The organism is Erythrobacter aurantius, assembly GCF_023823125.1.
GTDB lineage: Bacteria > Pseudomonadota > Alphaproteobacteria > Sphingomonadales > Sphingomonadaceae > Erythrobacter > Erythrobacter aurantius.
In genome coordinates, this window is sequence record NZ_CP090949.1 from 508,549 (window position 1) to 534,005 (window position 25,457).

Annotated in this window: 23 protein-coding genes and 2 tRNA genes; 7 read left to right on the forward strand and 18 right to left on the reverse strand. The window is 58.2% G+C overall.

The features are described 5' to 3' along the window. Positions 1-29: 29 nt before the first annotated feature. From L1K66_RS02610 to L1K66_RS02655, 10 genes are all read right to left on the reverse strand, one after another. Complete coding sequence (locus tag L1K66_RS02610; RefSeq protein WP_252259493.1) at positions 30-1,025, reverse strand: M48 family metalloprotease; 996 nt, start codon at positions 1,023-1,025, stop codon at positions 30-32. Beyond that, entirely contained in the window at positions 1,025-1,726 is a 702-nt protein-coding gene (locus tag L1K66_RS02615) for a DsbA family protein (RefSeq protein WP_252259494.1), read from the reverse strand. The genes L1K66_RS02610 and L1K66_RS02615 overlap by 1 nt, the downstream gene beginning before the upstream one ends. An 11-nt stretch (positions 1,727-1,737) precedes the next feature. After that, entirely contained in the window at positions 1,738-3,105 is a 1,368-nt protein-coding gene (locus L1K66_RS02620; protein ID WP_252259495.1) for a M48 family metalloprotease, read from the reverse strand. Positions 3,106-3,117: 12 nt separating this feature from the next. Next, positions 3,118-4,065, reverse strand: a complete 948-nt coding sequence (locus L1K66_RS02625; protein ID WP_252259496.1) for an alpha/beta hydrolase — start codon at positions 4,063-4,065, stop codon at positions 3,118-3,120. Between the two features lie 11 nt (positions 4,066-4,076). After that, positions 4,077-5,192 carry a phosphatase domain-containing protein gene (locus L1K66_RS02630; protein WP_252259497.1) on the reverse strand — a complete coding sequence of 372 codons (1,116 nt, stop codon included), beginning with the start codon at positions 5,190-5,192 and terminating at the stop codon, positions 4,077-4,079. Between the two features lie 84 nt (positions 5,193-5,276). Continuing rightward, positions 5,277-7,037, reverse strand: a complete 1,761-nt coding sequence (locus L1K66_RS02635; protein ID WP_252259498.1) for a PAS domain-containing protein — start codon at positions 7,035-7,037, stop codon at positions 5,277-5,279. Between the two features lie 132 nt (positions 7,038-7,169). Further along, positions 7,170-7,607 (reverse strand): DUF2141 domain-containing protein, encoded by a 438-nt coding sequence (locus tag L1K66_RS02640; protein WP_252259499.1) that lies wholly within the window; start codon positions 7,605-7,607, stop codon positions 7,170-7,172. Further along, positions 7,604-8,362: a sterol desaturase family protein gene (locus L1K66_RS02645; RefSeq protein ID WP_252259500.1), complete on the reverse strand. Its 759-nt coding sequence runs from the start codon at positions 8,360-8,362 to the stop codon at positions 7,604-7,606. Before L1K66_RS02645 ends, L1K66_RS02640 begins: the two co-directional genes overlap by 4 nt. A 69-nt stretch (positions 8,363-8,431) precedes the next feature. After that, a complete protein-coding gene (locus L1K66_RS02650) occupies positions 8,432-8,929 on the reverse strand; it encodes an MmcB family DNA repair protein (RefSeq protein WP_252259501.1) in 498 nt (165 codons plus the stop codon). A gap of 52 nt (positions 8,930-8,981) precedes the next feature. Continuing rightward, positions 8,982-9,368: a hypothetical protein gene (locus L1K66_RS02655; protein ID WP_252259502.1), complete on the reverse strand. Its 387-nt coding sequence runs from the start codon at positions 9,366-9,368 to the stop codon at positions 8,982-8,984. Between the two features lie 149 nt (positions 9,369-9,517). Here L1K66_RS02655 and L1K66_RS02660 point away from each other — a divergent pair. Further along, positions 9,518-9,594 (forward strand) — tRNA-Arg (locus L1K66_RS02660). A 55-nt stretch (positions 9,595-9,649) separates the two neighbouring features. Here L1K66_RS02660 and L1K66_RS02665 read toward each other — a convergent pair. Beyond that, positions 9,650-10,372 (reverse strand): sigma 54-interacting transcriptional regulator, encoded by a 723-nt coding sequence (locus L1K66_RS02665; RefSeq protein ID WP_256471508.1) that lies wholly within the window; start codon positions 10,370-10,372, stop codon positions 9,650-9,652. Positions 10,373-10,520: 148 nt separating this feature from the next. Between L1K66_RS02665 and L1K66_RS02670 the strand changes: the two genes are divergently transcribed. Both L1K66_RS02670 and L1K66_RS02675 read left to right on the forward strand, forming a co-directional pair. Beyond that, a tRNA-Leu gene (locus tag L1K66_RS02670) sits at positions 10,521-10,607 on the forward strand. Between the two features lie 184 nt (positions 10,608-10,791). Beyond that, positions 10,792-11,988 carry a tyrosine-type recombinase/integrase gene (locus L1K66_RS02675; RefSeq protein WP_252259504.1) on the forward strand — a complete coding sequence of 399 codons (1,197 nt, stop codon included), beginning with the start codon at positions 10,792-10,794 and terminating at the stop codon, positions 11,986-11,988. A 4-nt stretch (positions 11,989-11,992) separates the two neighbouring features. On the opposite strand, the gene L1K66_RS02680 is transcribed toward L1K66_RS02675, so the two are convergent. The 6 genes from L1K66_RS02680 to L1K66_RS02705 are packed head-to-tail and all read right to left on the reverse strand — an operon-like array spanning position 11,993 to position 20,206. Then, positions 11,993-12,427: a thermonuclease family protein gene (locus L1K66_RS02680; protein WP_252259505.1), complete on the reverse strand. Its 435-nt coding sequence runs from the start codon at positions 12,425-12,427 to the stop codon at positions 11,993-11,995. 7 nt (positions 12,428-12,434) lie between these two features. Next, positions 12,435-13,172 (reverse strand): hypothetical protein, encoded by a 738-nt coding sequence (locus L1K66_RS02685; RefSeq protein WP_252259506.1) that lies wholly within the window; start codon positions 13,170-13,172, stop codon positions 12,435-12,437. Then, the gene (locus L1K66_RS02690) at positions 13,172-16,651 is read right to left on the reverse strand and encodes a hypothetical protein (RefSeq protein WP_252259507.1); all 3,480 of its coding nucleotides are present in this window, start codon (positions 16,649-16,651) and stop codon (positions 13,172-13,174) included. Before L1K66_RS02690 ends, L1K66_RS02685 begins: the two co-directional genes overlap by 1 nt. Further along, entirely contained in the window at positions 16,651-18,195 is a 1,545-nt protein-coding gene (locus L1K66_RS02695; protein ID WP_252259508.1) for a tubulin-like doman-containing protein, read from the reverse strand. Before L1K66_RS02695 ends, L1K66_RS02690 begins: the two co-directional genes overlap by 1 nt. Positions 18,196-18,202: 7 nt before the next feature. Continuing rightward, positions 18,203-18,781 carry a hypothetical protein gene (locus L1K66_RS02700; protein WP_252259509.1) on the reverse strand — a complete coding sequence of 193 codons (579 nt, stop codon included), beginning with the start codon at positions 18,779-18,781 and terminating at the stop codon, positions 18,203-18,205. Further along, positions 18,782-20,206: a hypothetical protein gene (locus L1K66_RS02705; protein ID WP_252259510.1), complete on the reverse strand. Its 1,425-nt coding sequence runs from the start codon at positions 20,204-20,206 to the stop codon at positions 18,782-18,784. 159 nt (positions 20,207-20,365) lie between these two features. Between L1K66_RS02705 and L1K66_RS02710 the strand changes: the two genes are divergently transcribed. The 4 genes from L1K66_RS02710 to L1K66_RS02725 all read left to right on the forward strand — a co-directional run bounded on the left by L1K66_RS02710 (position 20,366) and on the right by L1K66_RS02725 (position 24,580). After that, on the forward strand, positions 20,366-21,991 hold the full coding sequence (locus L1K66_RS02710) for a hypothetical protein (protein WP_252259511.1): 1,626 nt from the start codon (positions 20,366-20,368) through the stop codon (positions 21,989-21,991). Next, positions 21,991-22,734 carry an OmpA/MotB family protein gene (locus L1K66_RS02715; RefSeq protein WP_252259512.1) on the forward strand — a complete coding sequence of 248 codons (744 nt, stop codon included), beginning with the start codon at positions 21,991-21,993 and terminating at the stop codon, positions 22,732-22,734. Before L1K66_RS02710 ends, L1K66_RS02715 begins: the two co-directional genes overlap by 1 nt. Further along, entirely contained in the window at positions 22,734-23,117 is a 384-nt protein-coding gene (locus L1K66_RS02720) for a hypothetical protein (RefSeq protein ID WP_252259513.1), read from the forward strand. Before L1K66_RS02715 ends, L1K66_RS02720 begins: the two co-directional genes overlap by 1 nt. A gap of 312 nt (positions 23,118-23,429) precedes the next feature. Continuing rightward, a protein-coding gene (locus L1K66_RS02725) for an IS3 family transposase (protein WP_252258086.1) occupies positions 23,430-24,580 on the forward strand; the annotation gives its coding sequence in 2 pieces (ribosomal slippage) (positions 23,430-23,682 and positions 23,682-24,580; 1,152 coding nt in all). Between the two features lie 23 nt (positions 24,581-24,603). On the opposite strand, the gene L1K66_RS02730 is transcribed toward L1K66_RS02725, so the two are convergent. Next, positions 24,604-25,125, reverse strand: coding sequence for a hypothetical protein (locus L1K66_RS02730; RefSeq protein ID WP_252259514.1), 522 nt, complete (start codon positions 25,123-25,125; stop codon positions 24,604-24,606). Between the last annotated feature and the right edge of the window lie 332 nt (positions 25,126-25,457).

A 25,457-nucleotide genomic window follows, 5' to 3' on the forward strand; every position in this document is an offset into this window, starting at 1 on the left:
TCGCAGGCAGCGCGGGTTTGCGTCCCAGCCTAAAGCCCCTTTTGCGGGTCGATTTCCCGGCGGAAATGGGTCCGCCAGTCAGCCGCACCTTCGCTTTCGATCAGCGCGCGGATCGTGGGGATTTCCTCGGCGATGAATTCGGCGCGTTCGTCCCACCCGTCGTGCGAGCGATTGCGCAGCAGGCCGCCATCATGGCGCGGCCCCCATTGCTCCATGAAGCGTTGGGCAAAAACCGGGTCATAGCCCGCATTGGCCATGATCCACGGCATCAGCCGGTCGGCCTCGCGCTCGGTCTTGCGGACATTGCGCCGCCCGCGCCCGTTGCGATCAAGCCATGCGCTGTGCCCCAGCAGATTGTGCGCCAGTTCATGCGCGACAACTCCCGCGAACACTTCTTCGGGATAGGAGAATCCGGGAAAATCGATCCCGATCACCACCCGGTTGCCATCGGCGACGGCGCGGCTGCCTTCGCCCATCAGTTCAAAGCGGGTGGCGCAGACATCGACCGCGCCGACTTTGACGCTTTCGCCATTGGCAAAGCCCACTTCGATCCCGCCGTGTTCGGCCAGCATCGCATCGACATGATCATGCGCCTTGGCCAGCCTTTGCCAATACAGCCTCTCGCCTGCTTCCCACTGGTTTGGGTCCATGCGGGCAAGCCGGGTGACTTCCCGATTGCCGGGGAATTCCCCGCTCAGGCCCGCAGGTGAGCCGCGCGCCGCCGTCTGCACCGCAAAATCGCCCTCCATGCCAAGCGCCGCGCGTGCCACTTCGGGCGCGCCATAGCTGGCGAGGTCCTGCAATTGCAGGCCGATTGAGGGGATCACGCGGTCACAAAACGCCGCATTGCCGCGCACCAGTTTCCAGCCCACGTCCTGCAACCGCTGGTCGAACGCCTGAAACCGCTCGATCGCCGCGCGCTCGCTGGGAAGGTCCACCCGGTCCCAGTTGATGTCGGACGCAAGCCCGGCCGCAGCCGCGGGCAGGCCCAGACAGGCACAGGCGATGGCGGCCAAAACGCGCATCAGTCCACCGGTTTGTCGAGCGCTTCCTTCAGCCTTTCATACCCTACCGCACCCGCAAGCGGGGTCTGCCGGGCGATGAAGGCGGGGGTGCCGGAAAAGCCGAGCGACTGGGCAAAGGTGAGGTTGCGCACCAGTTCCACTGATACCGCCTCGCTCGCCGCGTCGGTGCGGGCGCGTTCCATATCGAGCCCTGAGGCCTGCGCAGCCGCTTCGACTGCGGAAGGGTTGGTGGGGCCGAGTTCGAACATCTTTTCGTGGAATTCGCGATACTTGCCCTGCATCCCGGCTGCCAGCGCCATGCGCGCCGCGCCTTCGCTGCCTTCGAAGATGGGCCATTCGCGCATCACGACTTTCAGATCGGGGTCTTCTTCGACCAGGCGCTGCACATCAGCAAGGCTGGCTTCGCAATAGGGGCAATTGTAGTCGGTGAATTCGACCAGCACTTTCGACCCTTCGGGATTGCCGAGCACCGCGCCGGGGAAGGGCGCATAGAGTTCGTCACCCAGCGCCGATAGCCGCTCGCGCGCCTGCTCTGCGGCCAGCGCTTCGGCTACTTCCTGCAGGATCGAGGGATTGTCGAGCAGATAGGCCCGCGTGCGATTGTCGGCGAGCCCGGCATAGGACCACGTCGCCGCGCCGAGAAATCCGAACACAAGCGCTAGCAGCGCGATCAGCAAGGTGTTGCGAAAGCTTGTTTCCATGATGGCAGGCCCTAGCGGCTGTCGCGGATGCGTTCCAGTTCGGCGCGGGCCTGAAGCGCAATATCCTGTGCGCGAATCCAGTCCGGCGAACCCAGCGGCAAGCCAGCCTCTGCGGCCTGGGCGTTGCGCAATGCTTCGGGGAAGCGGCGGCTCATCACCTGTTGTTCGGCGCTGGCCAGCCGTGCGCGGGGAATGTCGCCGCGCTCCGCATAGACAACGCCCAACTGATACCATGCGAAGGGATTGAGCCTGTCACGCGCCACCGCCGCGCGCAGCACGCGCTCCGCTTCGGCGTAATTGTCGGTATTCTCCGTCGCGATCAGCGCATGGCCGAACATGCCTGCGATCAGCGGCTGGTTGCGGGTGAGGTCGGTCGCCTTGCGCAGCGGCTTGAGCGCCTCTTCCGGGCGGCCCGATTCCAGCAGGATCTGGCCTTCCAGTTCGAGGAAATACGGGTTCACCGGGTTGATCGCCAGCAACGCCTCGGTTTCCGCCAGTGCTTTTTCGACCTGCGCGTCCTTGTGATAGGCATAGGCGCGGGCATAGCGGGCCGGGATGCTGGTGTTGCTTTCGGGATATTGCTGGAAGGTGCGCTGCGGTTCGGCGAGGTAGCCGTAAAGCTTGGCCTGAACCGCTTCGAACCGTGCCTGCAATTCGGGATCGTCCGGTGCTTCCCAGGCCGGGTCCTCAGCCAGCAGATTGCGCAAGGTCTGGATACGATCGCCCGAAAGCGGGTGGGTGCGGCCATAGGCGGCTTCGTCGGCCTGGCTGTAACCGCGGCGGATTTCGAAATTGCGCAGCTTTTCGAAGAAGGAGATCATCCCCCGGCCCGAAATCCCGGCGCCCGAAAGATAGCGCGCACCGGCAAGGTCGGTCGCGGCTTCCTGATTGCGATTGAAGGCAAGAAAGCTGCCGAGCGCGGCCTGTTGTCCGGCCATCAGCGCGCCGAATGCGGCATCGCCCGCACCTGCGAGCGCCGCGCCTACACCCAGCAGCAGCGAAAGGATCGTGATCCCCTGCGCCTGACGGGTGCGCTCTTCGAAGCGGACGACGTGTCCGGCGGTGATGTGTCCCAGCTCGTGCGCGATCACGCCCTGCACTTCATTGGCGGTGTCGGCGGCATTGAGCAGTCCGGCATGGACATAGACGACCTGCCCCCCGGCGACGAAGGCGTTGATCGAGGGATCGTTGATCAGCACGATCTCGACGCTTTCGGGCTCCAGCTCGGACGCCTCGATCAGCGGATAGGCCATGTCGCGCAGCAGCTCTTCCGTCTCCGCATCGCGCAGGATCGATTGTGCCGCGGCAGGCTGGATGGCGAGAGCGCTCGCCGCAAACAGGGCAAGCGTGAAGGCGAAAAGGGAGCGAAGAGGGCGCATGTGGCGGGGATGCTAACGCGTTCGGGCCTGAACGGGAACTGAAGTTTCCCCAGCCTCGCCTTGCCGCGTGGAAACCGCATGGGCGAAACCGGCCACCAGCCCGACGATATCCCTGCGCGAACGCCACGGCTCAGCCAGCGAAATCAGCGGGTCATTGTGCTCCATCTCGGGGATAACCACGCTCAGCGCATGACCTCCGGCCTGTTTCAACCGTTCCGTCAGGACATGGGTGTTGCGCGGGCGGACCAGCGTGTCCTCTGCGCCATGGATCAGCAGCATCTGCGGGGCATCAGGGCGGAGATGTTCCACCGGCTGGCTGATCGCGGGGTCTGCGAGATGGCCGAAGCTGGCGATGGTCGATTCGCTGTCGAGCGGGAGGAAATCATAGGGCCCAGCCAGACCGATCACCCCGTTCACTACCTGGGGCGAAAGACCGCGCCGCGCCAGCCATTGTTCCTCCAGCGTCGTCATCACGACATTGTAGGCCCCGGCGGAATGACCCGCGACGACGATCCGATCCGGGTCGCCGCCATAGGCCGCGATTTCGGCATGGGTCCATGCGATAGCGTTGGCCGTGTCCTCAAGCATAGCCGGATAGACGCCGTCCACGCCCAGACGATATCCAACCAGCACCACAATGAACCCTTCCGGCACAAATGCACGGGCGATAAATCCATAATCGACCGGGTTTCCACTTCTCCAGCTTCCGCCATGCGTGAATAACAGCACCGGGAGCGGCGCTTCGGCCGGGTCGGGTCGTGCCGGTCCCCAAACTATCAACTGCTGTTGCGGATGGCTTCCGGTGGAAATCCGAGCTTTCACCTCCGCATCGCGCGGCCCACCCGAAATACGATCGACAGCGCTCAGCACTGCAGGCCCGTTGCGCGCGATCGCCATCTGCAGCCCGACCCCGGCGACCAGCACCACAAGCGCGATCCCGCCCAGTATCCACCAGATCATCCGCACTCTCCTCATTCTCCCCTGCTCGCGGTCCGTACGAGGCTTTTGACCCCGCCTTCGAGATCGAGCCCGGCGCTGCGCAGGAACCGCTTGGCCTCCGCATAGTCGCTGCCCGACCAGTAGGGAACGCCCAGCCGCTCAAAGGTGTCCAGCGCATGCAATTCTTCGTTGTTGAGTGGTGCGCCGGTTACCGCGCGGATGAAGACTGCGGCAATTCGCCCCGGAAACTCGCGCGCGATCCGACCGAATGCCGTCAGATCCTTTTGTGTGTCGTCCCCGATCAGCGCGAATTGCAAATGCGGGAATGTCTTCAGGATGCGCTGGATCGCCTCTTTCTTGTGCGATCCGTGCCCCTCCGATCCCAGCGTCTCGCGGTTGAAGCCCCAGTCGCGCAGCATCACCGGCCCCAGCGGCAGGCCGCGCTCGCGCTTGAAGGTGACGAGATAGGAAAAGAGGTTCCAAGGACTGGAAGAGACGTAGAACACCGGCCGCACGCGGGCCTCCGGCGTGGCGGAATCGATGGGCGAGGCCAGATCGGTGTTGTCCGCAGGCGCGCCCCCCAAGGCCGCAAGCAAGGATGATGCCCCCGGCACCGGGACCCGGTCGCTAGGCATTTGCGCCATCACGCGTTTCCAGTTGCGGACAAGCGAACGAACGCCCCCGGTCACCCCGGTTTCAAGGATCGTGTCGTCGATGTCCGAGATGATGCCTACACGCGTCTGGCTGCCCGGTGTCAGGATCCAGACATCGGTTTCGAACGATGCGTTTTCATCGCTGTCCCGCCATCTTAGCACGGCCTTCTCCCAGCGGGTCCGCTCCGCCGTCGGGTTGCCCGGGGAAAGCGGCAGGTCAAAGCTGACGTAGCCTTCCGGTCCTGTCGTGGCCGATTGCCGCAGCACCCGTCCGCCGGGCAGGGCATATTCCAGATCCACCACCAGACCGGGCACTTCCTGCGACAGGTAGATTCCCGCCATCGTCCTGAAATCGCGCCAGAAACTGCGCTTCACGAACACCGGTGCGCGGGATCGGAGCGCGCGCGCGTTGACCAGCAATCTATCGGTGTTGCGAAAACCGAAGAAGGGCTGGACGCGCAAGGGCTTGCGCCGGGAGAAAGGGCCGACAGGCATGGAGCCTGCGCCTAGCTTTCCCAGCGCGCGAGGCCAAGTGATTCACACTGTAGCGACGCGGTTTCAGCGTCGCGCTGGCGGCTATCAGCCGACCAGCTTCTTGCCTGCGCGTTCGATCAGCGACACGTCGTCGGCAATCTCGCCGATCAGCGCGACCCGGCCCGCATCATCGCGGCGGATCATCACCAGCGAGAATTCCGGGCCTTCGCCTTCGAGCGATTCCAGCATGATTTCCTCAAGCTGGCGCAGCTTCTTGGCGAGCTGGGCGCGGATATCGCCTTCGGCTTCGACTTCCTTTCCGCTTTCTTCACGGCGCAGGCGGCGTTCGGCGTTGACCACGCCCTTCAGCCCGCCGTCCGCCTGGGCGAGGTAATCCGCCAGCGAACCGCGTTCCAGTTCCAGCCGGTGCGCGTGGGCAAGCACGGCGGCGTATTCGGTAAGGCGCGTCTTGTCGTAATCCTGCCCGAAGACGAGCTTGACGATCGGCGTCATCGGCGCGCGATCCTGGATCGTGAGGCCGCTGTCTTCGATCAGTTCGGCATAGGCATCGGGTTCGTCCGCGGCAGCGAGCGAGAAATCATAGGCCCGGCCGACTGCGGCATAAAGCGCCTGACGGCTGCGATCTTCCGAAGCGCGTGCGGTCTGTGCGAGTTCGCGCGCCGAAGCGAGACAATCGTAAAGCCCGGCATCGGTCGAAAGTGCCTCGGCCAGTTCGAACACGTCTTCACCATCGCCATCAGCGCGATCATCGGCGTCATCGCCGAAATCGGCGTGGATGGCCGGCTCGACCGCTGCGGGTTCGGGCGCCACGGGCTCCGGCGATACCGGCGCGGCTGGCGCCGGTTCTTCTACCCGGTAATCTTCAGGGTCGAAATGTTCGGCATCGAGATCGATGGCCTTCTTGGCCGGGGCTTCGATGTAATCGGCCAGCGAGGCAAAGCTGTAGGATGCGCCGTCGTCGTCCTCATCCTCGATCTCTTCGCCGAATTCATCAACTTCGGGATCGTCGAGCGAATACTGGCCGAAATCGGGCAGCGGCAGATCGTCTTCGTCTTCATCCTCACCGTCGAACCAGGGTTCGCGCATGGAGGAGATGTTGTCCGACTGCGGGTTGGTTTGCGGCACATCCACGGCGGTGGCTTCGTGCGCGGGCGAATCCGCCCATTCGGTCAAGGGATCGGCGTGGTGGCGGTGCGGCTGGTCTTCCGCTTCGGTTTCGACCTCTTCCACACCGTCGGTGGCCAGAGCCTGGTCGATTTCGAGCAGCAATTCGTCAGCCGCGGCGGGATCGGCCATCTCTTTCCAGTTGATCACCCCGTAGATGAAGTCGATGGTTTCGCCATCGCTGGAAAACGGCAGCAGAATGCCGCGATACAGGATCGAGGCGCCTTGCTGGTTCACGAATTCGGCTTCGAACCCGATCGGCGCTTGGTTGGCGAGGATCTGCATGTAGTGATCGGTGATGCGGCTCAGGAGCGAGCGCGGCGGAACGTCAGACAGCCGGGCGATATGCCCGGTGCCGCCGCATTCGGCTGCGAGCTTGGTGCCAAGGAATTGCACAACCGGGTCTTCGATCCCGGCGGTGAAATCGAGCAGCACGCTGTTCGGGCCGAAATCGTCGAGATTGTGCGGCTCCAACTCCTCGATCGAGGGGAAGTTGGCATCGCCCAGCAGCCCGGCCCAATGGTTGTAGGCGCGCACCTGCATCCGGCGCTCGTCCTGGCCGATTGCCTCGGGCGGCAGTTCGCGCACCCTTTCCTCTTCGGGTGGCGTGGTGACGTCATCCCAGTCCTGACTGTCGTCAGCCGGAATGCCGGTGTCGAAAGTGCCCCGCAGAGTGTCCATTATCGGCCTGTGCCCCTTGATTGACGCATGTTCGCCTGCGGTTCTGGCGCGACGTGGTAAACATTGCGTTAAGTTGCGCCGGAAAGTTGTCGGAAACCTCGAGCTGAGGCCCGGCGCAAGGGGCAGTTGGCGCTAGAGGAAATAGCGCATCTTGATGGTCACGCGCTGCGATGCCGTGCCGACGGTGAAGACCGCGTCGTCCCATTCGGGTGGAGCCATGCGCACAGGGGCATCGCGCGAAAAGCCGTATCCTTCGCGCGGAGCCATGCCGAGGACGCGATTGGCCTTCCCGTCCTCGTTTTCGTCATGCAGCAGCGCGATGGCATATTCGCCCGGCCGCACATTGTTGAACCGGATCGTGACCGTTTCGCCCGCGGGGACGACAGTGCGATACGAATTGGGATCCTTGGCGCAGCGCGGAAACACGCTTTCGACCGTGGTCATGCAGGCGCGCACCACCCCTTCGCTGTTCCGCAGGTCCGTCACCGTGATGGTGACCGTTCCGGCCGCAGCCGGAGCGGCGAGCCCCGCCGTGCCTGCACCAAGCGCGAGCATGACAAACCGCATCATGCGCTTGCCCCCGCCTTCTCGAAGCGCCGGGAAAAGCCGCGATCGGTTCCGCACAGGTGATCCCAGAAACGGAAATACAGGCCGAAATTGCATCGATATTCCTCGTGATGCCGTTCGTGATGGCTGGCGGTTATCACCCAATGTCCCAACGCAGAATGAACGAAGCGGCGCGGGAAAATCTCCCACCCCATGTGATTGGTGACCCCCATCACGGTCGCGATTGCCAGCACCACGCCCAGCGCGCCGATGTGGATCGGGACGACGAACACCATCACCGGGATGACAATCGCCCCGATCAGCGATTCCACCGGGTGAAAGCTCATCGCGGTCCAGGCGGTGGGGGGCTTGCTGTGATGGTGCACGGCATGTGCGATGCGGAACAGGCGCGGCCAGTGCATCGCGCGGTGGGTCCAGTAGAACCAGCTGTCCTGCGCGAACAGATAGACGAAGATCGACACCGGGATGTACCAAAGCGGCCATTCGGCGGCATCGATATACATCTGTGTCCAGCCGTGATGGCGCCAGCCCCAGAAGATGAGGCCCGTGGGCGCGCCGTAAAATATCGCAGCGATCAGCGACCAGCGAATTTCTTCCCTGATCTGTTTTCCCTGCCCCGCATACAGGCCCGGGCGGAGTCGCTGCGTCATCCATGCGAACAGCCCGCTTGATGCAAAATACCGGATGATCACCATAACGGTCATCGCGCCGCCGGTCACCAGAAAGGCAAGCCAGAGCGGAAGATCGGGGCTAAACATCAGGGTCTTATGTCCCACCCGTGACCGCAAGGAAAGCGCGGATGGCCCACAGCTTCGCTGCGGGGCTGGTCAATCGCCCGCAAAACCGGCGCAATGCGGATCGATCAGCGCGGTGTGTCGCCGCATCGCGATTCGCGCCAGATGCTCCACCTGCACCTTGCGCCTTGCCGCTGCGAGCGGATCGAGCGGGGCGTGGCGCAGGATTTCCCCGTCATAGCCATCCGCCACGATCACTCCGCAGGCATCCGGGCGGAATGCCTCCCCATCCAATGGCGCACGATCAAGATCGGGTGGAACTCCCCAGAAAAACCGGTCGCAATAGTCGAGGTAGTCAGGCCACTTCGCATCGCCCAAGAGATCACCGCGCGCGACCTTTATCTCGACGATCACCACCAGCCCCTTGGCATCGACACCCATCAGATCGGCGCGGCGGCCGTTCTTCAGCGGGACTTCGGCAAGGCACCAGATATCGTTGCGGGCGAACAGCCGGGCAATGCCCCGCGCCACATCCGCAGCAGTGGCGCCAGCGGCGTGCGAATCAAGCGCGGCAGAATGTGTGATCGACATCGCCCATGATTGGAACATAGGGCGAACAAGGTCAAGCGGATGCGAAGCCGGATCAGGCGGGGTAGGGCCGGACCGCCGAAAGAACCCCGTCACGCGCATGATGGAATTCACACCACAGCGCCAGCGCGGGGGCAGTCGCATCCTGTCCGCGCTGCACCAGCGTGGTCAGCGCCGCCATGCCCGGCTGCATCATCGCGTCAATGTCATCGATCCCCTGCGCAGCCACTTCGCGCTGCCAACCGGTCGCGTGGTCCAGCATTGCTGAGAATGCGTCGGTCGTGGGCAAATGCCGGTCCGGCGAAAGATGTGCCATCTGCGCGAGCTGGTTTGCGGTCTCGTGCAGCGCATCCCAGCGCCGCGACATGGTGCTGACCGGATCATCCGATCCGCCTGCGATCTTGCGCATTTCGCGCATCGCTTCGGGTGACATCGCTGACATGAGAGGAGCCTAGGCCTGATGCCCTTGCCGATTGGTTAAACACTACACCTCTGATGTCCGGCCAAATTCGACTGGCCAAATTCGACTGGCGCGCGCCGATCAGGCTTGCTAAGCGCGCTTCCCGGCGGCAATCATCCCCGCCACTGCAAGCACCCGTAGCTCAGCTGGATAGAGCGCTGCCCTCCGAAGGCAGAGGTCACAGGTTCGAATCCTGTCGGGTGCGCCAGCTCTTCCATGGCAGTAACTGAAGCGGCCTCGCTCCCTTGCCGGGGGCTTGCTGTCTATTGCGGGATGGCGTTCCAATCGAGGTCGAATCTGGCGAGATATTTGCGCAGGCGATCGGCGCCGTTGGTGGATTTGCGCTGTTTGCGCGAGGCGGCGAACAGGGTGCGGCCGGCTTCGGACAGGCTGGCTGACTTGCGGCAGACCTCGATCACATAGTCCAGCTGCACGCGATCAAACGGATCGATCAGCGCCATCCGGTCCTGGCCGATGAGTTCCTCCAATTGCCCGCCCTCTGCCGCCTCGCCCGACCACAGCCGCGCGAGGCGCTGCGTCTCGAAATCCACCGCCGCGCTGTCGATCCTGCCGGTGGGGCACAGAGTCGCCATGCGGGTCACGCTGGCGGCGAGATCGCGGAAATTGCCCTGCCACCGGGCGGACGGGCTTTCGGCAAAGGCGAGATAGCGCGTCCGAGCCTCCCTGTTGAAGGTGACACGCACGCCTTCGCGTTCGGCAAATCGCTCCAGCTCATAGTCTAGATTCGGGGCAATATCCTCGCGCCGTTCGGCAAGGCCGGGCAGGGAAAAGGTCCAGAGATTGAGCCGCGCGAACAGGTCTTCGCGGAAATTGCCCGCTGCCACTTCCGTCATCAGATTGCGGTTGGTGCCCGCGATCAGCTGGAATTCGCTCCTTGTCTCGGCATCGGCGCCCACCAGCAGAAACCGCCCCTCCTCGATCGCGCGCAGAATCATCGCCTGTTCGTAGAGGCCGAGTTCGCCGATCTCGTCTGATCCCGTTTCAAGGCTCCTCGCTGCAAACGGGCCGCCGAGGCGCGACGCGGCCCAAAGATACCCATTGACAGAGCGCGCCCGAGATCGCTATCGGCCCGCTCCTACCCGCCGCCCGCGACAATTGACCGGGCGGCCGTGTGCCCAGATGGCGGAATTGGTAGACGCACCGTCTTCAGGTGGCGGCGCTCGCAAGGGCGTGGAGGTTCGAGTCCTCTTCTGGGCACCATTACCTTAATCGCGAACGTTCGCGATTGGTTGCTAAATCGTCGATATCCTGCCATTTTCTAAACCTCAGCTGGTTGCTGGGGTTCGGCATCGACCGCCTAAATTCGGGGCTCCAATGGACCAAAAAGGGGGCCTCGCCTTGAGTTTTCGGCCGAATTGATGCGATTTTGGAAAGTGGGGCCCACATGAAGCTGACCAACGCGCAAATTTCCCACGCAAAACCAAAGGATAAAGACTGCAAGCTAACTGATGGTGGAGGCCTTCACCTGCTCGTTCGTAAGAATGGTTCGAAGCTATGGAAGCATAGGCTCCGAATCGACGGCCGAGAGCAGAAGCTTTCTTACGGTCCCTATCCGTTGGTCACACTCAAAGAGGCCCGTGAAAAGCGAGACATGACGAAACTTGCGATGTTGCGCGGCGAGAATCCAGTGCAGCAGCGGCGCGAAGCAAAGCTCGCAGCTCAATTTCGCGAGCAAAACTCGTTTCAGGATGTCGCCAAAGAGTTCATTTCTAAACGTGAGCAAGAGGGGCTTGCCCCGTCGACCATCAAGAAATCGCGTTGGTTTCTCTCTCTCCTATCCCCTGCGATCGGTCGGCGTCCGATTGATGAGGTGTCGTCAATGGAGGTTCTTAGTGCGCTCAAGAAAATCGAGAAACGTGGACATCGTGAAAGCGCAAGGAAAACGCGATCGTTCGCCAGTAGAGTGTTCCAGTATGGGGTGATAACGGGGCGCTGCAGCTCGGACCCGGCGCACCCTCTGCGAGGGGCGCTCGTCGCTCCGGTTGTGACTCACTATGCTGCAATTACGGATCCCGCCGAACTCGGTAAACTTCTGCGCGGAATCGATCAGTTCGATGGGTTTCCGGCAAGTCGTTACGCTCTGAAGATCTTGCCACACGTCTTCGTTCGACCCGGTGAGCTTCGCCTCGCCGATTGGGCAGAATTCAATTTGAGGAAGGCCGAATGGACGATTCCGGAAGGCAGAATGAAGGCTCGAAAGCCTCACCGGGTCCCGCTCTCGAAACAAGTATGTGCCATGCTGAATGAACTAGGGGCGGAAACCGACTTTAAGGGGTTCGTTTTCGCATCGCTTCACGCGAGAGGGCGGCCAATAAGCGAGAATACAATCAATCAAAGCTTACGGCGCTTAGGCTACCAGGGCAGCGAAATGACTGGACACGGCTTCCGCTCGACAGCGTCAACGTTGTTAAACGAAAGTGGTCGATGGAGTGCGGACGCAATCGAACGCGCGTTGGCCCATAGAGACACGAATGCAATACGAGGTATTTATCACCGTGGAGAACATTGGGCTGAAAGGGTCGAGATGGCTCAATGGTGGTCCGACTATCTTGATGATCTGAAGAAAGAGCGACTGCCCTGAACCGTCAACACCGATGGTTCAGCCAATATCGATCCCACTTGAGCGCAGTCCCAGACCGAACCATCTGGCAGGAAATGTCCCCCGAGACTGGAGAGTTACACCAGGCACCTGTCCGATTGCCGCCTGCGCTTCCTGTACTCCTGCACGATAGGGCTGGCCCTTTAATTCGGATATGGCCCTGAGGCGTCCTACCTACAGGTTGACCGAGCAGGGAAACCAAGGCGTCGCGCGCCTGATCAGCTGTCGCACGAGGACATGGCTGATTGGACTTACACGTTCCATCAGTTTCACGGGCCGCGATGCCTGCTAGGCGAAGCCTCGGCCCCTCTTCGCACCAAACCGGGCCATCTCCATCCCAAACGTGAGTAGGGGTGCACGTGAAAATTTCGCCTGCAGGAATTACAATGACTTGGCCTAGGAAAAGTATGAGAGAGAACATTGAACTCTTATATTCCTTGAAGCTTACCTAACTGTTTGATTGCCCCACCGTGTGATAGCGGATCGGCGAGGGCGGGCTCAAGAACCCTGAAATTTCCACCCGGTACGAGCTCAAATACGTCGCCAAAAGTTTGCTTGGCAGTGAGCCCATTCATCGATCGGTACAACTTCTCCCACTCTCTCGCGATCTTACCGATCGGAACGAGAATGCAGTCAGTGTTTCGCGCAGTTCGAACCAGCCAAAATTGTCCGTTCTCCTGCTCAACAACTCGCCCAGCATCGTGGGTGACCGCGACAGGAGAATATTTCCTCACGAAGTTATCTCGTCGCACTCCCGTAAATTCTGAGGCAAGGTCGTTGTAGTCCGCAAGTAGTTGATCTTGGAACTGACGTGCACCCTGAACATCACCGTCTCCCTGAATATCGTGCGCTCCGTTGTCGACTGTTGAACACGTCGGCGTTGGGTTCTCCCGTGGGAGTACAGCTTCTGCCTTTGCGAGTTGATATCTTGCCGCAGTTGATTCCTGTCGAAGAGACTGGAGCTTATCCTCCAATTCAGCAATACGAGAGTGTAAGTTGTTGTACCTTTGTCGGTTGTCTTGCATCAATTTCTTGTCGAGCTTGCGAAGCTTGGTGTTGCTTTCCTCAACTTCCGAATCTAGCGCACCTAGCTTGAGGGTTAGAAACAACAGCCAACCAGCGGCTAGGACGAGAATTATCGACGTAAGGATTGTGAGCAGGGACATCACAAGCGCTCCCGGACCCTGAGCTCATTATCTCTGTCAGAGACATTTTGACTCATGGTCTCAATAAGGAATCGAAGGGAGGTGATGAATGGAGCCTCCAAATCCTGCCCTTCGTGAAGATCTCGATCTTCAGGAGGGAGTTTGGACAACTGAGTGTTTAAATAGGAACGCGTCCTCAATTGGATGGAACTCGCCGCAGGTTGGTCGTTAATGTCGACCAACAGTCCGCAGGCAACATTGAGGTTGCTCAGGAAAGTTTTGAGCTCCCCCAAATCAACGTCCTTTATGTTTGCGCCGTACGGAAGCGTCGCGATGTCGTCTGTAGGTGTAAAAGAGATCTGAGAGCCCGTCCCCTCTGCATGGAAAGCTAACCCGGCCGGCTCGAACACTGCGTCGGCGTGATTGAGCGAACTTGCATCTGCTTCCAGCAATAGTCCGCGGGCAACTTCTTCTTTGGGAAGCTTCGAGAAGCGAGGTTCAATCGATCTTGGAGAAGCAAGGTCTTCCCGCACCATTCCAATCATCTTGGTGACGTCTTGTAGATCGCTAGAGTCGCCATCGGAAACGAACTGCCGGAAGATAGTAGAGCCCCGTCCGCCAAGTGCTACAGTTAGCTCCGCGATATCTTTTTCATCGATCAACTGGCGGTCCTTCAGCACCATAAGGACCAAGCCCAGATAGTGGTGGAGTCCTCCAAGCGCAGTCTTGGCGACCTGTCTTAAGCCTGCCCAGGCAGGTTCACCCGAATGCAACGGGTATGCCCGATCGAAACGATCGGCAAAGTCCCGTCTTGCAATGATTAGCTCAACAAGCTGCCGGGCGCGGTAGCTCCGATCGGGAACCTCTTGAGCGGCAAGTGAAGCCTTGAAGGCCTGCACAGCATCACGGTCAATCGCTTCCAGAATTTCGAGGTTCTCAGCCAGGTAAGAATTGAAGAAGTGGGTCCCTGCAACTCTAGCCGAACCTTCCCAGATCAGAGCTTGATCTTTCCAGATGGCGATGTCGGTGGTTCCGCCGCCGACATCGAGCATGATCACAAGCCGCCCGACCCCCAATCGCTGCTGTTCAGGATCCAGCGTGAAATACTTCATCGCAGCTTCAGCCTCGGTGCTAAACCTTATACTGTCATGGTCAGCTCCGCCATCGGCGCCCTCACGTGACAGGCTCTCCCACGCGCCACGGATGATCTGTTGGAAGGCCCGCTTGTGCTCAGTGCTAAACGCTTGAGGGAATGAAAACCGCCAGTTTATCTTGTTGGACATGATCCCTTGGCCGCGCAGCTCGGCCGCCACCATGATCATGAGCTGCTTCAGGAATGATTGGACCAGGGCTCGACCAGATTTAGTCTCTCCCCACTTAATATCAAAATCCAAAAGACCGCTGTTAATCTGGCTGAGCATGAACTCTGGACTGTCGGTTGTCCCTCCTCTCGGCATGAAGAAGACCATGTGAGAAAATCCGAATTGCTCAGAGCCGTGGTTCAACGCATCTCGGATTTCACTTGGTAGCGCCCCACCCCCAAACTCGCGCTTCTTCGCTATTGTCGGAACGGGGGTCTCATGATCATTGACCGGGAAGAAATCGGTGTATGTCCCGGCAACTTGAGATTTCCCATCCTCAGTCTTGATCGGGAGTAATACGCGATCATCAAATGAGATGCGTTTTGCTGGTTCAGCTCCCTTGCGGCTATAGGCAATTGTGTTGGTTGTACCGAAGTCAAAAGCCACCACGGCCGGCTCGACCTTCTGCGAAACCTCGTCCTGGCGAACTCGCACACATCCAACAGGCACATCTCGGTTCCGCTCTTCGTCGCGCATAGCGAAGAAAATTGCCTGCACGCCGTGCGGCAGTCGATGTTGCTCACCAACTACTTGAGCATCGTTTCGAAAACGGAACCTCTCCAAGATCAGGTGGCCAGCTTCATCTTTTTCGGCGCTAATGTCCTTCGCCTTGAGGCTTTGATCGATCAATAGATCATCGGATGCCCAATCAGACAACTTTCGACGCCTAGTTTGCGGATCTGGAAATTCACAAATCGCAGCTACGAAGTCAGATGATGCAGCGAAGCGCGTCATTAAGTCACTGCGTTTGTTGTACTGGAAGCGAAGAAACGTCCACGGCCATTCCGGAGCAGAGAAGTTGGGCCAGATTGCAAGATCGCTCGGCGGAGGAACGGTATGGATGTCTTTGGTGGCGAAGGTTCGGGAAACCCGATGACGCGCTCGAGAATTAACCAGCTCGACCTGCAAAGAGAACTTGTAATCCTCTCCATTCTGGGAAAACTGCGCGTCATCTGACCAATTTTCTAACAATAGGGCAATCGGGGTGACAGGCAGAAGCTCGTTCCTGAGCGACGAAGGATTCGCTGGGACCTCTGCTCCCTCATCCAATCGGACCATCCGAGTAGTGAAGATATCATCGTTGACCAGCACCAGATAACCGTCGGCAAGTGCTTCCGATTTGATTTGGTTGAGCGTCGCGGGCGAAACTGCGTCACGAAGCGTATACTGTTTCCAAACCGCGACTTCGGACGCATCCTTGCCTAGAGTTTCTGCGATCTTCTCGTCGACTAGGATGATACCATCGTAAAGCGCGCTCGCTTTTCCCCGAGCTGTCGCAACAAGACATTCGCTCTGTGTCGGAGCAATCCCTCCTGAGTCTAGAACCTTGGTGCGTCCCAACACTTGGAAGAAAGGATCGGGCCAAGCATAGTCAAGTGTTGTTGATCTAAGTTGGAAATCTCCGATAGCGCGGCCAGCGGCTTCACCTTGAAACTCCCCAATCTGTCTCAAAAGCTCGTCGCGGTACTTCCGCTCAATATTGGGAGCGGACCTTTCCTCAATCGCGCGACTGAGATTTTTAAGGTAGTCGCTAAGGATCGCGAATTCCTGGGCTGTCACTCCATTGGCTTTTAGTGGATCACAAAGCCCGCTAGCCAGCCACGGCACTGACGGTTTCGAGACGCGGGACGCCATGCGTCCAGGTGCGACAAGGATACTAGGCGAAAGAAAAGCGAAGGGTGTCGCACCTTTGGACCCCGAAGCGCGATCAATAAATCCGACCACGCCCAGACGGGTCCAAGGCAGATCAAGCGATTTTGAAGGTTTCGGCAAGAGCGCTTTTAGTACTCTTGCAAGTCCGCTTGGCGTTGCCGGATTATCGAGGTCCAATGATGTTAGTTCGAGGGAATACTCAGCGCTGTATCTAGGCTGGAGGGCGAAAGTTGCGAGCAGCCCCCGCCACTGTGATATCACATCCTGATGGGCATCATGGTCGAGATCGAAGAAAGCGTCGGTAGTCAGTTGAGCCTGAGCCCAAGCATCCGGGATACTCTTTAATTCATCCGTCCTAATCGGGGCTTTGTCCAAGCGTAGTGAGCGCGCAAGCGCGTTCAAGCTGGAGACTGCAGCCCAGTCACCCTTCGATTTGGGCTCAGCAAGCCCCTCGGTAGTGACAGGCGGGAGGTTGTAGAAAGGCATTACAAAGCTCCCTTCTGTTCTCGGACGCTACAAAAATCATGGAGGGATCCAATAAACTGGCCCAACCCTTCAAACTGGCCAGAAACTGCGTCTGTGTTCATTCGATAGTGAAGATGTGAGGCATCTGATAACGGCTCAGCGCCACCCAAACTATCAACCAATTTAGCGTAGCCCGAATGCAAATCACCGTCGCTCAATTGGGTGCGAAGTCGTACTGGGTTGGTCGGGGAATCGAAGTTCGCCTCCCCATCGACAAGAGGATCGGTATTCCACAACGACCACCCCAAGTCTTGCCTGTCGGCATAAGCCTTCATCGTTGCGAGCCAATTCACTGAAGCGTCGAGGTAGTCATCGAGCGAAGCCAGATTTGCGGATCCAGGCTCATTGCTGAAGTCAACTTCCGTCAGGCGCTGCTTCTTGAACCAATTGTGAGAACTGTACTCGTCTTTCCATTTCTCTCGCCGCAGGATCGGTTGCCACAGTTTCCAAGCAGCTGCGAACCGGAGATGTCGGGCAACCATTTCATATGGCAGATCAGGAAACTTGGCGTTCGGGCTGGGCAAATCGCTCCACCCTACGCGGTTGGCGGATTCCCGTGCGCTGACCAGAATTTCTCCGGTGGGGGCGTGACTTGACGTTAGGAAGCGAGCCGCACCGAGCGCGGCAAGAACTTCTGGGAGTAGTGCGGGGTTCCGTTGCTCACCCGTACCAGGCTGATGGTATCCTAAGTCGAAAGGAGGATTCCATCCAACTAGGAAGAGTTCGTCGAAGATTCTCTCACGCTCTAAAAGGGAGTGATAGTATCGCAAAGCACCTCGCGTTTGAGGGAGTAGATCTTCTGTTCTCGCCACATTTGCGTCAACGTCTTCGGGTGCCGAGAAGCGGAAGTAAGGCAGCATTAGAATGCCGCCAACGTGAATGTTTCTATCCAATCCGGCCAGATCGATAATGCGGCGAACTAAACGACTTATCGTCGGGAAGCCTGCCGCGCCTGTGCCACCAAATACGGAGCCAACAAGAAGAATTCGAACTTCGTCCCCACCTTTCGCGTTTGCGATTTCTTCTTCTAGGTCCCTCCAAAACTTCGGGGAATCGGCTGCGGCAGACGTGATCGCCGCAGAACCGATATGAGCGCGTCCTCGGTAACCCTCATCCAGGCGCATCTGTTGTTCCAGAGGACCCTGAGCAAAAAGCAAGTCCAATGCCGCCCCGTCTTTTCCGAGGTGCCCGAGGAGCTGCACCAGAGAGGCTTTAGTTTCGGGGTGTGGGACCCATAGGCCTGATCCCAGTGCATCGACTCTGGCTTTCAGCAGGTCGCCATCACCAATGAAGTGCGGGGAGCCCGAGGTTCGCCACTGCTTGCGTGCCCGATTGATCAACTGCAGTGCTTCTCGAGTGCGGCTTACGTTGCCATTACTTTGGTCTTGGTCAACTAGGCCCACAGTTAGATTCGATGGGCCTAGGCCAATCGCCGTAGCATGTAGAATGGCCTCGACAACTTTCGCGCCGGTGCCCCCGATTCCTATCACGATGTTCTTAGACATAGGGACCTCAATATCGCCAAAGGCGAGCGGCAAATGGGACAGAAGGCTTCATGACCGGCGAAGCAGCTATTGATGTGGCCAACCAGTACACAAATGCGCCAATGATCGCTGATGAGCCAACAAAGCCCCAAAATATGGCGTCATCCATGAACTCGTCCACATTCAACGGTTCAATCACAGCGAAATAGGCGCCCGCGCAAATTACAAGGTAGCCGAGAAGAGCCCCCACCCAATGCACGAAAGCATCTGATTGACCTGCTGGTCCAACCACTTTGCGCTGTACGAGGGTGGCCATTAGGAACCACAAGATGGTGCAAAGAGCACCTGCCGCAGTGATGATTATAATCCACTGAAAAAGGCCATCGGCGATGTTCGCTAGGTAGAGTTGAATTTGGCCATCATTGGGGCCCACTGCATCAATTGCAAATGGATCAGAGCCTCCCCCATCAGAGGATGGGCCCGCGGTGACGGCCGGATCAAGTATGGTGGCCGTACTTGCCGCCTGATCTATCACAAGCCAACCCGCGAGAAATAGCAGGAGGAAAAGGAAAACGGGAGCGATTAGCCCTTTAGCCAGGTCTTTCATCTATCGTTCAACTCTCAATAGAAAACCAAAAGAGGCAGCTTTCCGACTGGCGCCGGTTGCGCGACTAAGTTCGTTTTCGAGGATGGTGGTCAGTTCACTCAAGTTTAGCGTCTTGAATGCGGGCTCCTGAGTGTCGACAAGCTGACGCGCATTCTCTGCGTCGAGCGACCAGTCTCTCATCCATTGGTTCGCCTTGTTTGGGACGGCAAGTGGGCTGGAGCCCACGTGGGTCTCGAGATAATAAACGTTGCCAGGCAGCAGTTGCCCCTGGATTTCCGGACCAAAAGAAAATGTGGCTTGCTCGCCGTCTGGCCGCAGCTCCCAGAGCCCGCGAATGCCGCCTATCTCTGTCCAAGTGTCCGCACCACAGGCTTCCAAATCCGCATCAGCCCTGAGTTGCCAAGCATTCGTGAACTCAGCGAGACCACCCCACCAAACCAGGCCCTCGCGCAAGGTATTGTTTAGCTGTATCGTCTTCCCCAAACGACCGCTCTGGGCGTCTGCGACCCCAAGCTGCAGCAGGTATTGTTCGACCCCTCGCAATGCTTGATCTTCGGAGATCAGGTTTCTGGAAGCGCCCGCACCTATCGCCCTGAGCTGAGCAGGGATCACTGGGTTGTTGGGCTCCTTTGAGAACAGCGAGTAGTTCATCCGATCCGACGAGAAGGAGGAACTACCCGACTGCTTCAGATTGATCTGGAAATTGGAAATATCCTCTTCGGGTCCGATCGCCAGCACGAATAATGGCAGCTCCTTGGCGCCCCTGTAGGTCCCTACACCAGGGACATCATATACGGCGCCATTGAACGGTGCCAAAATGCCGATTACCCCTATGGACATACCATCTTGCAGCGCTTGGCGAAGAGGCTGTCCCAAAGCAATTTGCGGGCTGGATGTTAGAGATCGATTATCTAGCCATAAATCAGTGATGATCAGGCTTACCGTATCTTTCCCCGCCGTGGTCGCGGCCTTCAAAACATTGTCGAGGCGACTTTCCTGGTTGTCACAAGACTGACAATCGAATGGAGCTGTGCCGCCGAAACTCGCAAGTTGGCTGGCCGGAATTTCCTTGATCTCTTTGCCGAACGCGTAGAATTCGGCGTTCTCATAATCGCTTGCCCGTTCACCAATTAGCGCAAGCAAGTCCCCCATTGGCCGCAGTTCCTGAGTGGCGCCGCGATTGAAGCCCGCCATGCTCTGAGAGCGATCAATATAGACCGTAAAATTGGAAGCCCTGAGGACTTCATCGGATTTGACAGCCGCTAAGGTGGAATTTCTTGGCAGGCATGTTGTAGCAGAAGGCGCGGTAATTTCACCGTTTCCACCTGGATCGGCCCCATCGCCGCAAGCTTGCAAAGCTAACGCGGAAGCCACTATCACACTGGTCCGCCGTATTGCTGACAAGCCAGCAAACAGCTGGGCCATTTCAGGAAATCTCACTTCATCCCCCACTTGCTCAGTCGATTCTGGCTGGCACTTTAAAGCGCTCTATGTCAACTAAATTCAAGATGCCTTTATCGGGGCATCAGAGGAAATAGCCAGCATATCTAAATAGGGGCTGGGCCTTAGGGCTCAGGACGAGGAATGTACCAAGACGTATTGAGTATAAGCCTTACGATTGCAGCTATTGCCATTGCGCTCGGGATTGTCGTTTATGGTGTCTCTAGAACCAAGAAAATGATGCGCGATCTCGAGGATTTGTCACATAGCTTGGAGAATGCTCAGGCGCATCTAGGCGATGTGCATTCCGGGAAAGATTTTTACATCGAATTTGATCAGAAGAGCAACTTGCTCGCCATGGTCAATATCCTCGGGCCTAGTTGGCGCGCATATAGCCGCCAAGTGGTTCGCTCTGATGAGCGAGGGGTGATTGGTTCTCCCAAGCCGGCGTCGGACTACTTTAATTATGACTTGCTCTATGCGCCGGATATTCAACTGCGGCGCCATGAAGCAATACCAAATCAGCTTGTCGGCTTGGGCCTGTTTTTTACGTTCGTGGGCTTGGCGCTATCGCTGTTTATCGCCAGTTCGGGGCTCGACGGCGATATTGAAACCGCCAAAGAGTCTCTCATCGCCCTGATGTCGGCTTCAGCGATGAAGTTTGTGACTTCGATTGCTGCCATATTCTCTGCGCTCGCATTCACTCATTTTAAGAACCAGAAGTTGGCCGAATTGCATCCTGCCATCGATCAATTTGCGCAGCGTGTTGATAGCTTGGTCGTTCCTATCTCTCAGGAGCAAGTCGCCGAGGAGACTCGGCGTGAGCTGGTGGTCCAAACGAAGTTTCTTGAGGATCGCAACGAAGATCTAGCGCGTGCGATTGCTTCAGAACTGGATGAGCGTTTGAAGACGAGCCTGCATGATGCCTTGCGTCCGGTCGCTCAGGAAATCGCCAAGATGGCAGAGACGATGGGAGAGATCAGCGAGAATACCATGCGACACATGGTCGAAACATTCTCGAAGGAACTTGGGAGTGCGGCACGCGAACATAGCCGCCGCATGGCTGAACTCTTGGAAGCAGTTTCAAAAGCTGTCGAGCAGGTTCCGGAAAAAATCGAAGCTTCAAGCGAAAAATTCTCGGAAGCTATGGCGGTCTCTGCAAAGAATGTGGAATCCACATTTGGTGGAGCCACCAGCTCGTTGCAGAAAGTTCTCGAGGACACAGCGAAGCTGATGCAGACAAGCTCAAAAAGCTGGGCCGGCGTCAGCGCTTCACTTTCAAAACTCACAGACGAACTGGGCGGTACGCAGGACGCGTTTGGAGAGCGGTTGGAAGCCATCCAACTTACGACTGACGAGACGATTTCTCAGCTTAAATCGATGGCCGACATAATGCGCGATGGAACAACACATTTGCCGAAGATGGATGAAGTCGCAGCCAAACTCGAAACAGCTGCGAATGCTTTGGATAGAAGCGTGTCTGAGATCGCAACGCTTGAAAGCGTAGGCGATGACACGCGCGAACGAGCGGCGGAGGCAGCAAGACAGTTCGCGGCTTCGGTGACCACGATTGAGCAGGAAATGAAAACCCTGGACCAATCGCTCGGCTCAGTATTCTCAAAGATAGAGGCGGGTTTGAGAGTGTTCGGCGAACAGGCTGATCAAATCACAAGCACATTCGATAAAAACTTGGCCCAAGCAGTGGACCGGTTGGATCAAACAATACGTCGCTACGAAGGACGTGGCAGCATGTCAGAGGCCGCGGAATAATGTCTGGCAAGGCAAATCACGCACAGCATCAAGACACGTACTTTATCTCGCTCAACGACCTTCTCGTTGGCTTGCTTTTCATATTCATTGTTCTCCTCATGACGTACTCGCTCATATTTCAGGACTCCGTAGACAAACTCGAAGACAAGCTAACCGAGCGAGTTGAGATGAGAACCAGCTTGCTCGAACGCATACGGGCTGATTTGTGCGAGGCTGGATATGAAGCTGAAGTGATTCCCGGGGAAGGCGTTCTGCGGTTGCCTGAGGGTGTGTTGTTCGCTCCCGGGCAAGCATTCTTGGGTGAAAGAGCGCGTGGTGCACTCGATATTATTGCTGACGCGCTTGGCGAAGAATTGCCTTGTTTCGGTTCTGAGCGCGACGCTGCTTCGTGCGCAGAAAACACTGCAGCAATTTTGGAAGCTGTATATATCGAAGGACACACGGACGACCTCGCAATCAATACCCCGCAGTTTCGAAGCAACTGGGAGCTGTCATCCGCCAGGGCGATCGCGACGTACAATTATATGATTAACGCAGACGGGGCATTGAAAGAGCTGCCGAATGCGAATGGGAGTGCCACTTTGCTAGGTGCGAGCGCTTATGCCGATACTCGTCGCGTTGCAAAATCCGAGCAGCCCAATGCGGCGGAACGCGCTCAGAATCGCCGGGTCGATTTTCGCTTCCTGCTTTCGCCTGCAAGTGAAGAGGACGTTGAGGCCGCTGCAATCGAGGCTGCGAACTGATGCAATTCGAGCGCAGCAAGTTGGAATTGGAAGCTCTTGAAGCTCAGGCGAATCGTTTGCCGCAACGGATAACGGAACCAAGGCAACTACGGAGCAAGTTGGACGAGCTTGGCAAGCATGGTGTCAAGCCGGTCGATCAAGCAGTCAGGCTGCTCACACAATTTAGCGACACTCTCGATCGGTACACGCAGCACAAACTTGGCAGTGATGAGGCGAGAAAGCCATCGGGAGGATACATACTCGCGCGGCCCCCAGCTGAACCAAGTAAGGCAGGGCAGAGCTGGCAAGAGTTGGCGCGTGAGAAGGGCCGCAAGCTTGCTCGGTCAGCGTTGATGTATACTAGTCGCGGTTTGCGTGCATTTGTGAACTGGCTTCAGCGCTGAGTCGTGCGAGCCGTGGCGCTAATGCCGGCTGCGATAAGGCTTGCACGCCACACCACCTCGATCAGCGTCCAGCCTTGAGTTGCCTTTGGCAGGTTCTTTATTCATGAACGTATTGGGTGAATCCAAACAATAGGGCGCAGGGTAAGAAATCTAGCTGCTCAAAGTGCAACAATTTGGATAGGGGGCCAGTTGCATGTGGAGAATTGCGGTCATCGAAGTCGATGGGCGAACCGTGACATTGCGGACCGCTTGACGTGCTCCCCTGAAATGTGACCGCTTTTTGGTAGAGTCTGACGCAAGGAGTCGGACGATATGAAGCGAAGCAGGTTCAACGAAGAGCAGATCATTGCGATCTTGAAGGAGCAGGAAGCGGGCATGGCGACGACTGAGGTCTGCCGCCGCCACGGGATCAGCTCGGCGACGTTCTACAAGTGGAAGTCTAAGTTCGGCGGGCTCGAGGTGTCCGAGGCCCGGCGGCTGCGATCGCTCGAGGAGGAGAACTCGCGGCTGAAGAAGCTGCTGGCCGAGGCGATGTTGGACAACGCGGTGCTGAAGGATCTGGCATCAAAAAAATGGTAACGCCCGGCGCCAAGCGGGAAGCCGTCGCCTATGCCCGGGAGCATCACGGGGTGAGCGAGCGTCGGGCGTGTGCACTGGTTGGTGTGAGCCGCAGGGTAATCCGTTACGAGCCTACAAGGCCAGATGACGGGGCGCTGCGGCAACGGCTGCGCGAGCTGGCGGCGGAACGCCGCCGGTTCGGCTATCGCCGCCTGGGCTACCTTCTGGCGCGGGAAGGCATCAGGCCCAACCACAAGAAGCTGCTGCGCATCTACCGGGAGGAGGGGCTGCGCGTGCGTCGCCGTGGCGGCCGGAAAAGGGCCTTGGGCACGCGCAGGCCGATGGTGCTGCCGGACGGCCCGAACCAGCGTTGGTCGCTCGACTTCGTCTCCGACAGCCTGATCTGCGGTCGGCGCTTCCGTATCCTGTGCGTGGTCGATGACTACACGCGCGAGTGCCTGGCGCTGGTGGCCGATACGTCGCTGTCGGGTGCTCGGGTAGCGCGGGAACTGACCAGCCTTATCGGCATCCGGGGAAAGCCGCATACGGTGGTCAGCGACAATGGCACCGAACTGACCTCGTCGGCCATCCTGCGCTGGTCGCAGGAGCGCAGGGTCGAGTGGCACTACATCGCACCGGGAAAGCCAATGCAGAACGGCTTCGTGGAGAGCTTCAATGGCCGCCTGCGCGACGAATGCCTCAACGAGACGCTGTTCACCTCGCTGGCCCATGCCCGGTTCGTGCTGGCCGCCTGGCGACACGATTACAACACGGTCAGGCCACACTCGAAACTGGGCGGGAAGACCCCCGCCGAGATCGCCGGCCAACGTGTCTGGGGGCATGCCCCCAGACACGTTGCCATCCCATCAAACAACCATCATGAAGGAGCCAGACTCTACCTCTGACTGGTAACAATCAGGGGAGCACGTCACGTGCCCCATCGGGTTTCGTCGAAGCGTCGCCCCCCTTTATAAAGCTCTCGAAATGCGGCTTTTTGATTCTCAAGAATGGTCTCGATAGCCGCCCGCTCGAACCTAACGTCCTTGTAGAAAAAGCGACAAATTGAACCGCCGCTTTTAACGTGCGTCACGTGAAATAGGCCGCGCCGCCATTTCCACCTCTTGATGTCATTGTCGAGAACTGAACTTCCTGAGAACACGCCAGGCTTGATCTTCTTGCGCTCGATCGCCCCCTCGGGAGGGCCAGCTTTCCAGATTGGCCGAATAGCCCGCTTATCTGTCGTCCAATGGAAGCGAGCATACGCGTCAAGCTCCCCATCCGCTATCATATCAGCCAAGAGCTTTTTCGTTGCTTGGCGCCCTCCAAAATAGTTGTGAAGGAGCTCAAGGGCCTCTCGGGCTTTCAATAGCTGGGCCGACTCTAGCTTCTTGGTCTCGGAAGCGTTTTCTTCGGCAAGCACGACAGCTTCACGACAGTCATTGGTAGTCACGCCTCTCTCCCAAAATTAAGCGCCCTTGCTATCTCGAATCAGGGTATATAAAATTGAGAAGTTCTTTTTCGAAAGATTGCGCTGAATTCATCGCTAGCTTAGTAGAAATGGGCCTCGAACCCAGTAAGAGAATATCTTGCGGGGGCCAATTTGGGGGCCAACTCTGTGAATCCCTGGCGCAACTCGAATTAAATCAGGTACTTGAAAGAGGCCCTCGAGTCCTCTTTTGGGCACCATTTCATCATTCATCACAGCTCGCTGACGGTTGTCAAAACCCCGCAATCTTTGCGGTTTGAGCTTGAATTTTACCTGCAGGATCGCCTCGCTCCCAG

What these genes read in the sequence shown, in the direction of transcription:
- L1K66_RS02610 (WP_252259493.1), bottom strand. Translation starts at nt 1,025, where the DNA reads ATGCGCGTTTTGGCCGCCATCGCCTGTGCCTGTCTGGGCCTGCCCGCG.
- L1K66_RS02615 (WP_252259494.1), bottom strand. Translation starts at nt 1,726, where the DNA reads ATGGAAACAAGCTTTCGCAACACCTTGCTGATCGCGCTGCTAGCGCTT.
- L1K66_RS02620 (WP_252259495.1), bottom strand. Translation starts at nt 3,105, where the DNA reads ATGCGCCCTCTTCGCTCCCTTTTCGCCTTCACGCTTGCCCTGTTTGCG.
- L1K66_RS02625 (WP_252259496.1), bottom strand. Translation starts at nt 4,065, where the DNA reads ATGATCTGGTGGATACTGGGCGGGATCGCGCTTGTGGTGCTGGTCGCC.
- L1K66_RS02630 (WP_252259497.1), bottom strand. Translation starts at nt 5,192, where the DNA reads ATGCCTGTCGGCCCTTTCTCCCGGCGCAAGCCCTTGCGCGTCCAGCCC.
- L1K66_RS02635 (WP_252259498.1), bottom strand. Translation starts at nt 7,037, where the DNA reads ATGGACACTCTGCGGGGCACTTTCGACACCGGCATTCCGGCTGACGAC.
- L1K66_RS02640 (WP_252259499.1), bottom strand. Translation starts at nt 7,607, where the DNA reads ATGATGCGGTTTGTCATGCTCGCGCTTGGTGCAGGCACGGCGGGGCTC.
- L1K66_RS02645 (WP_252259500.1), bottom strand. Translation starts at nt 8,362, where the DNA reads ATGTTTAGCCCCGATCTTCCGCTCTGGCTTGCCTTTCTGGTGACCGGC.
- L1K66_RS02650 (WP_252259501.1), bottom strand. Translation starts at nt 8,929, where the DNA reads ATGTCGATCACACATTCTGCCGCGCTTGATTCGCACGCCGCTGGCGCC.
- L1K66_RS02655 (WP_252259502.1), bottom strand. Translation starts at nt 9,368, where the DNA reads ATGTCAGCGATGTCACCCGAAGCGATGCGCGAAATGCGCAAGATCGCA.
- L1K66_RS02675 (WP_252259504.1), top strand. Translation starts at nt 10,792, where the DNA reads ATGAAGCTGACCAACGCGCAAATTTCCCACGCAAAACCAAAGGATAAA.
- L1K66_RS02680 (WP_252259505.1), bottom strand. Translation starts at nt 12,427, where the DNA reads ATGTTCTCTCTCATACTTTTCCTAGGCCAAGTCATTGTAATTCCTGCA.
- L1K66_RS02685 (WP_252259506.1), bottom strand. Translation starts at nt 13,172, where the DNA reads ATGTCCCTGCTCACAATCCTTACGTCGATAATTCTCGTCCTAGCCGCT.
- L1K66_RS02690 (WP_252259507.1), bottom strand. Translation starts at nt 16,651, where the DNA reads ATGCCTTTCTACAACCTCCCGCCTGTCACTACCGAGGGGCTTGCTGAG.
- L1K66_RS02695 (WP_252259508.1), bottom strand. Translation starts at nt 18,195, where the DNA reads ATGTCTAAGAACATCGTGATAGGAATCGGGGGCACCGGCGCGAAAGTT.
- L1K66_RS02700 (WP_252259509.1), bottom strand. Translation starts at nt 18,781, where the DNA reads ATGAAAGACCTGGCTAAAGGGCTAATCGCTCCCGTTTTCCTTTTCCTC.
- L1K66_RS02705 (WP_252259510.1), bottom strand. Translation starts at nt 20,206, where the DNA reads ATGGCCCAGCTGTTTGCTGGCTTGTCAGCAATACGGCGGACCAGTGTG.
- L1K66_RS02710 (WP_252259511.1), top strand. Translation starts at nt 20,366, where the DNA reads ATGTACCAAGACGTATTGAGTATAAGCCTTACGATTGCAGCTATTGCC.
- L1K66_RS02715 (WP_252259512.1), top strand. Translation starts at nt 21,991, where the DNA reads ATGTCTGGCAAGGCAAATCACGCACAGCATCAAGACACGTACTTTATC.
- L1K66_RS02720 (WP_252259513.1), top strand. Translation starts at nt 22,734, where the DNA reads ATGCAATTCGAGCGCAGCAAGTTGGAATTGGAAGCTCTTGAAGCTCAG.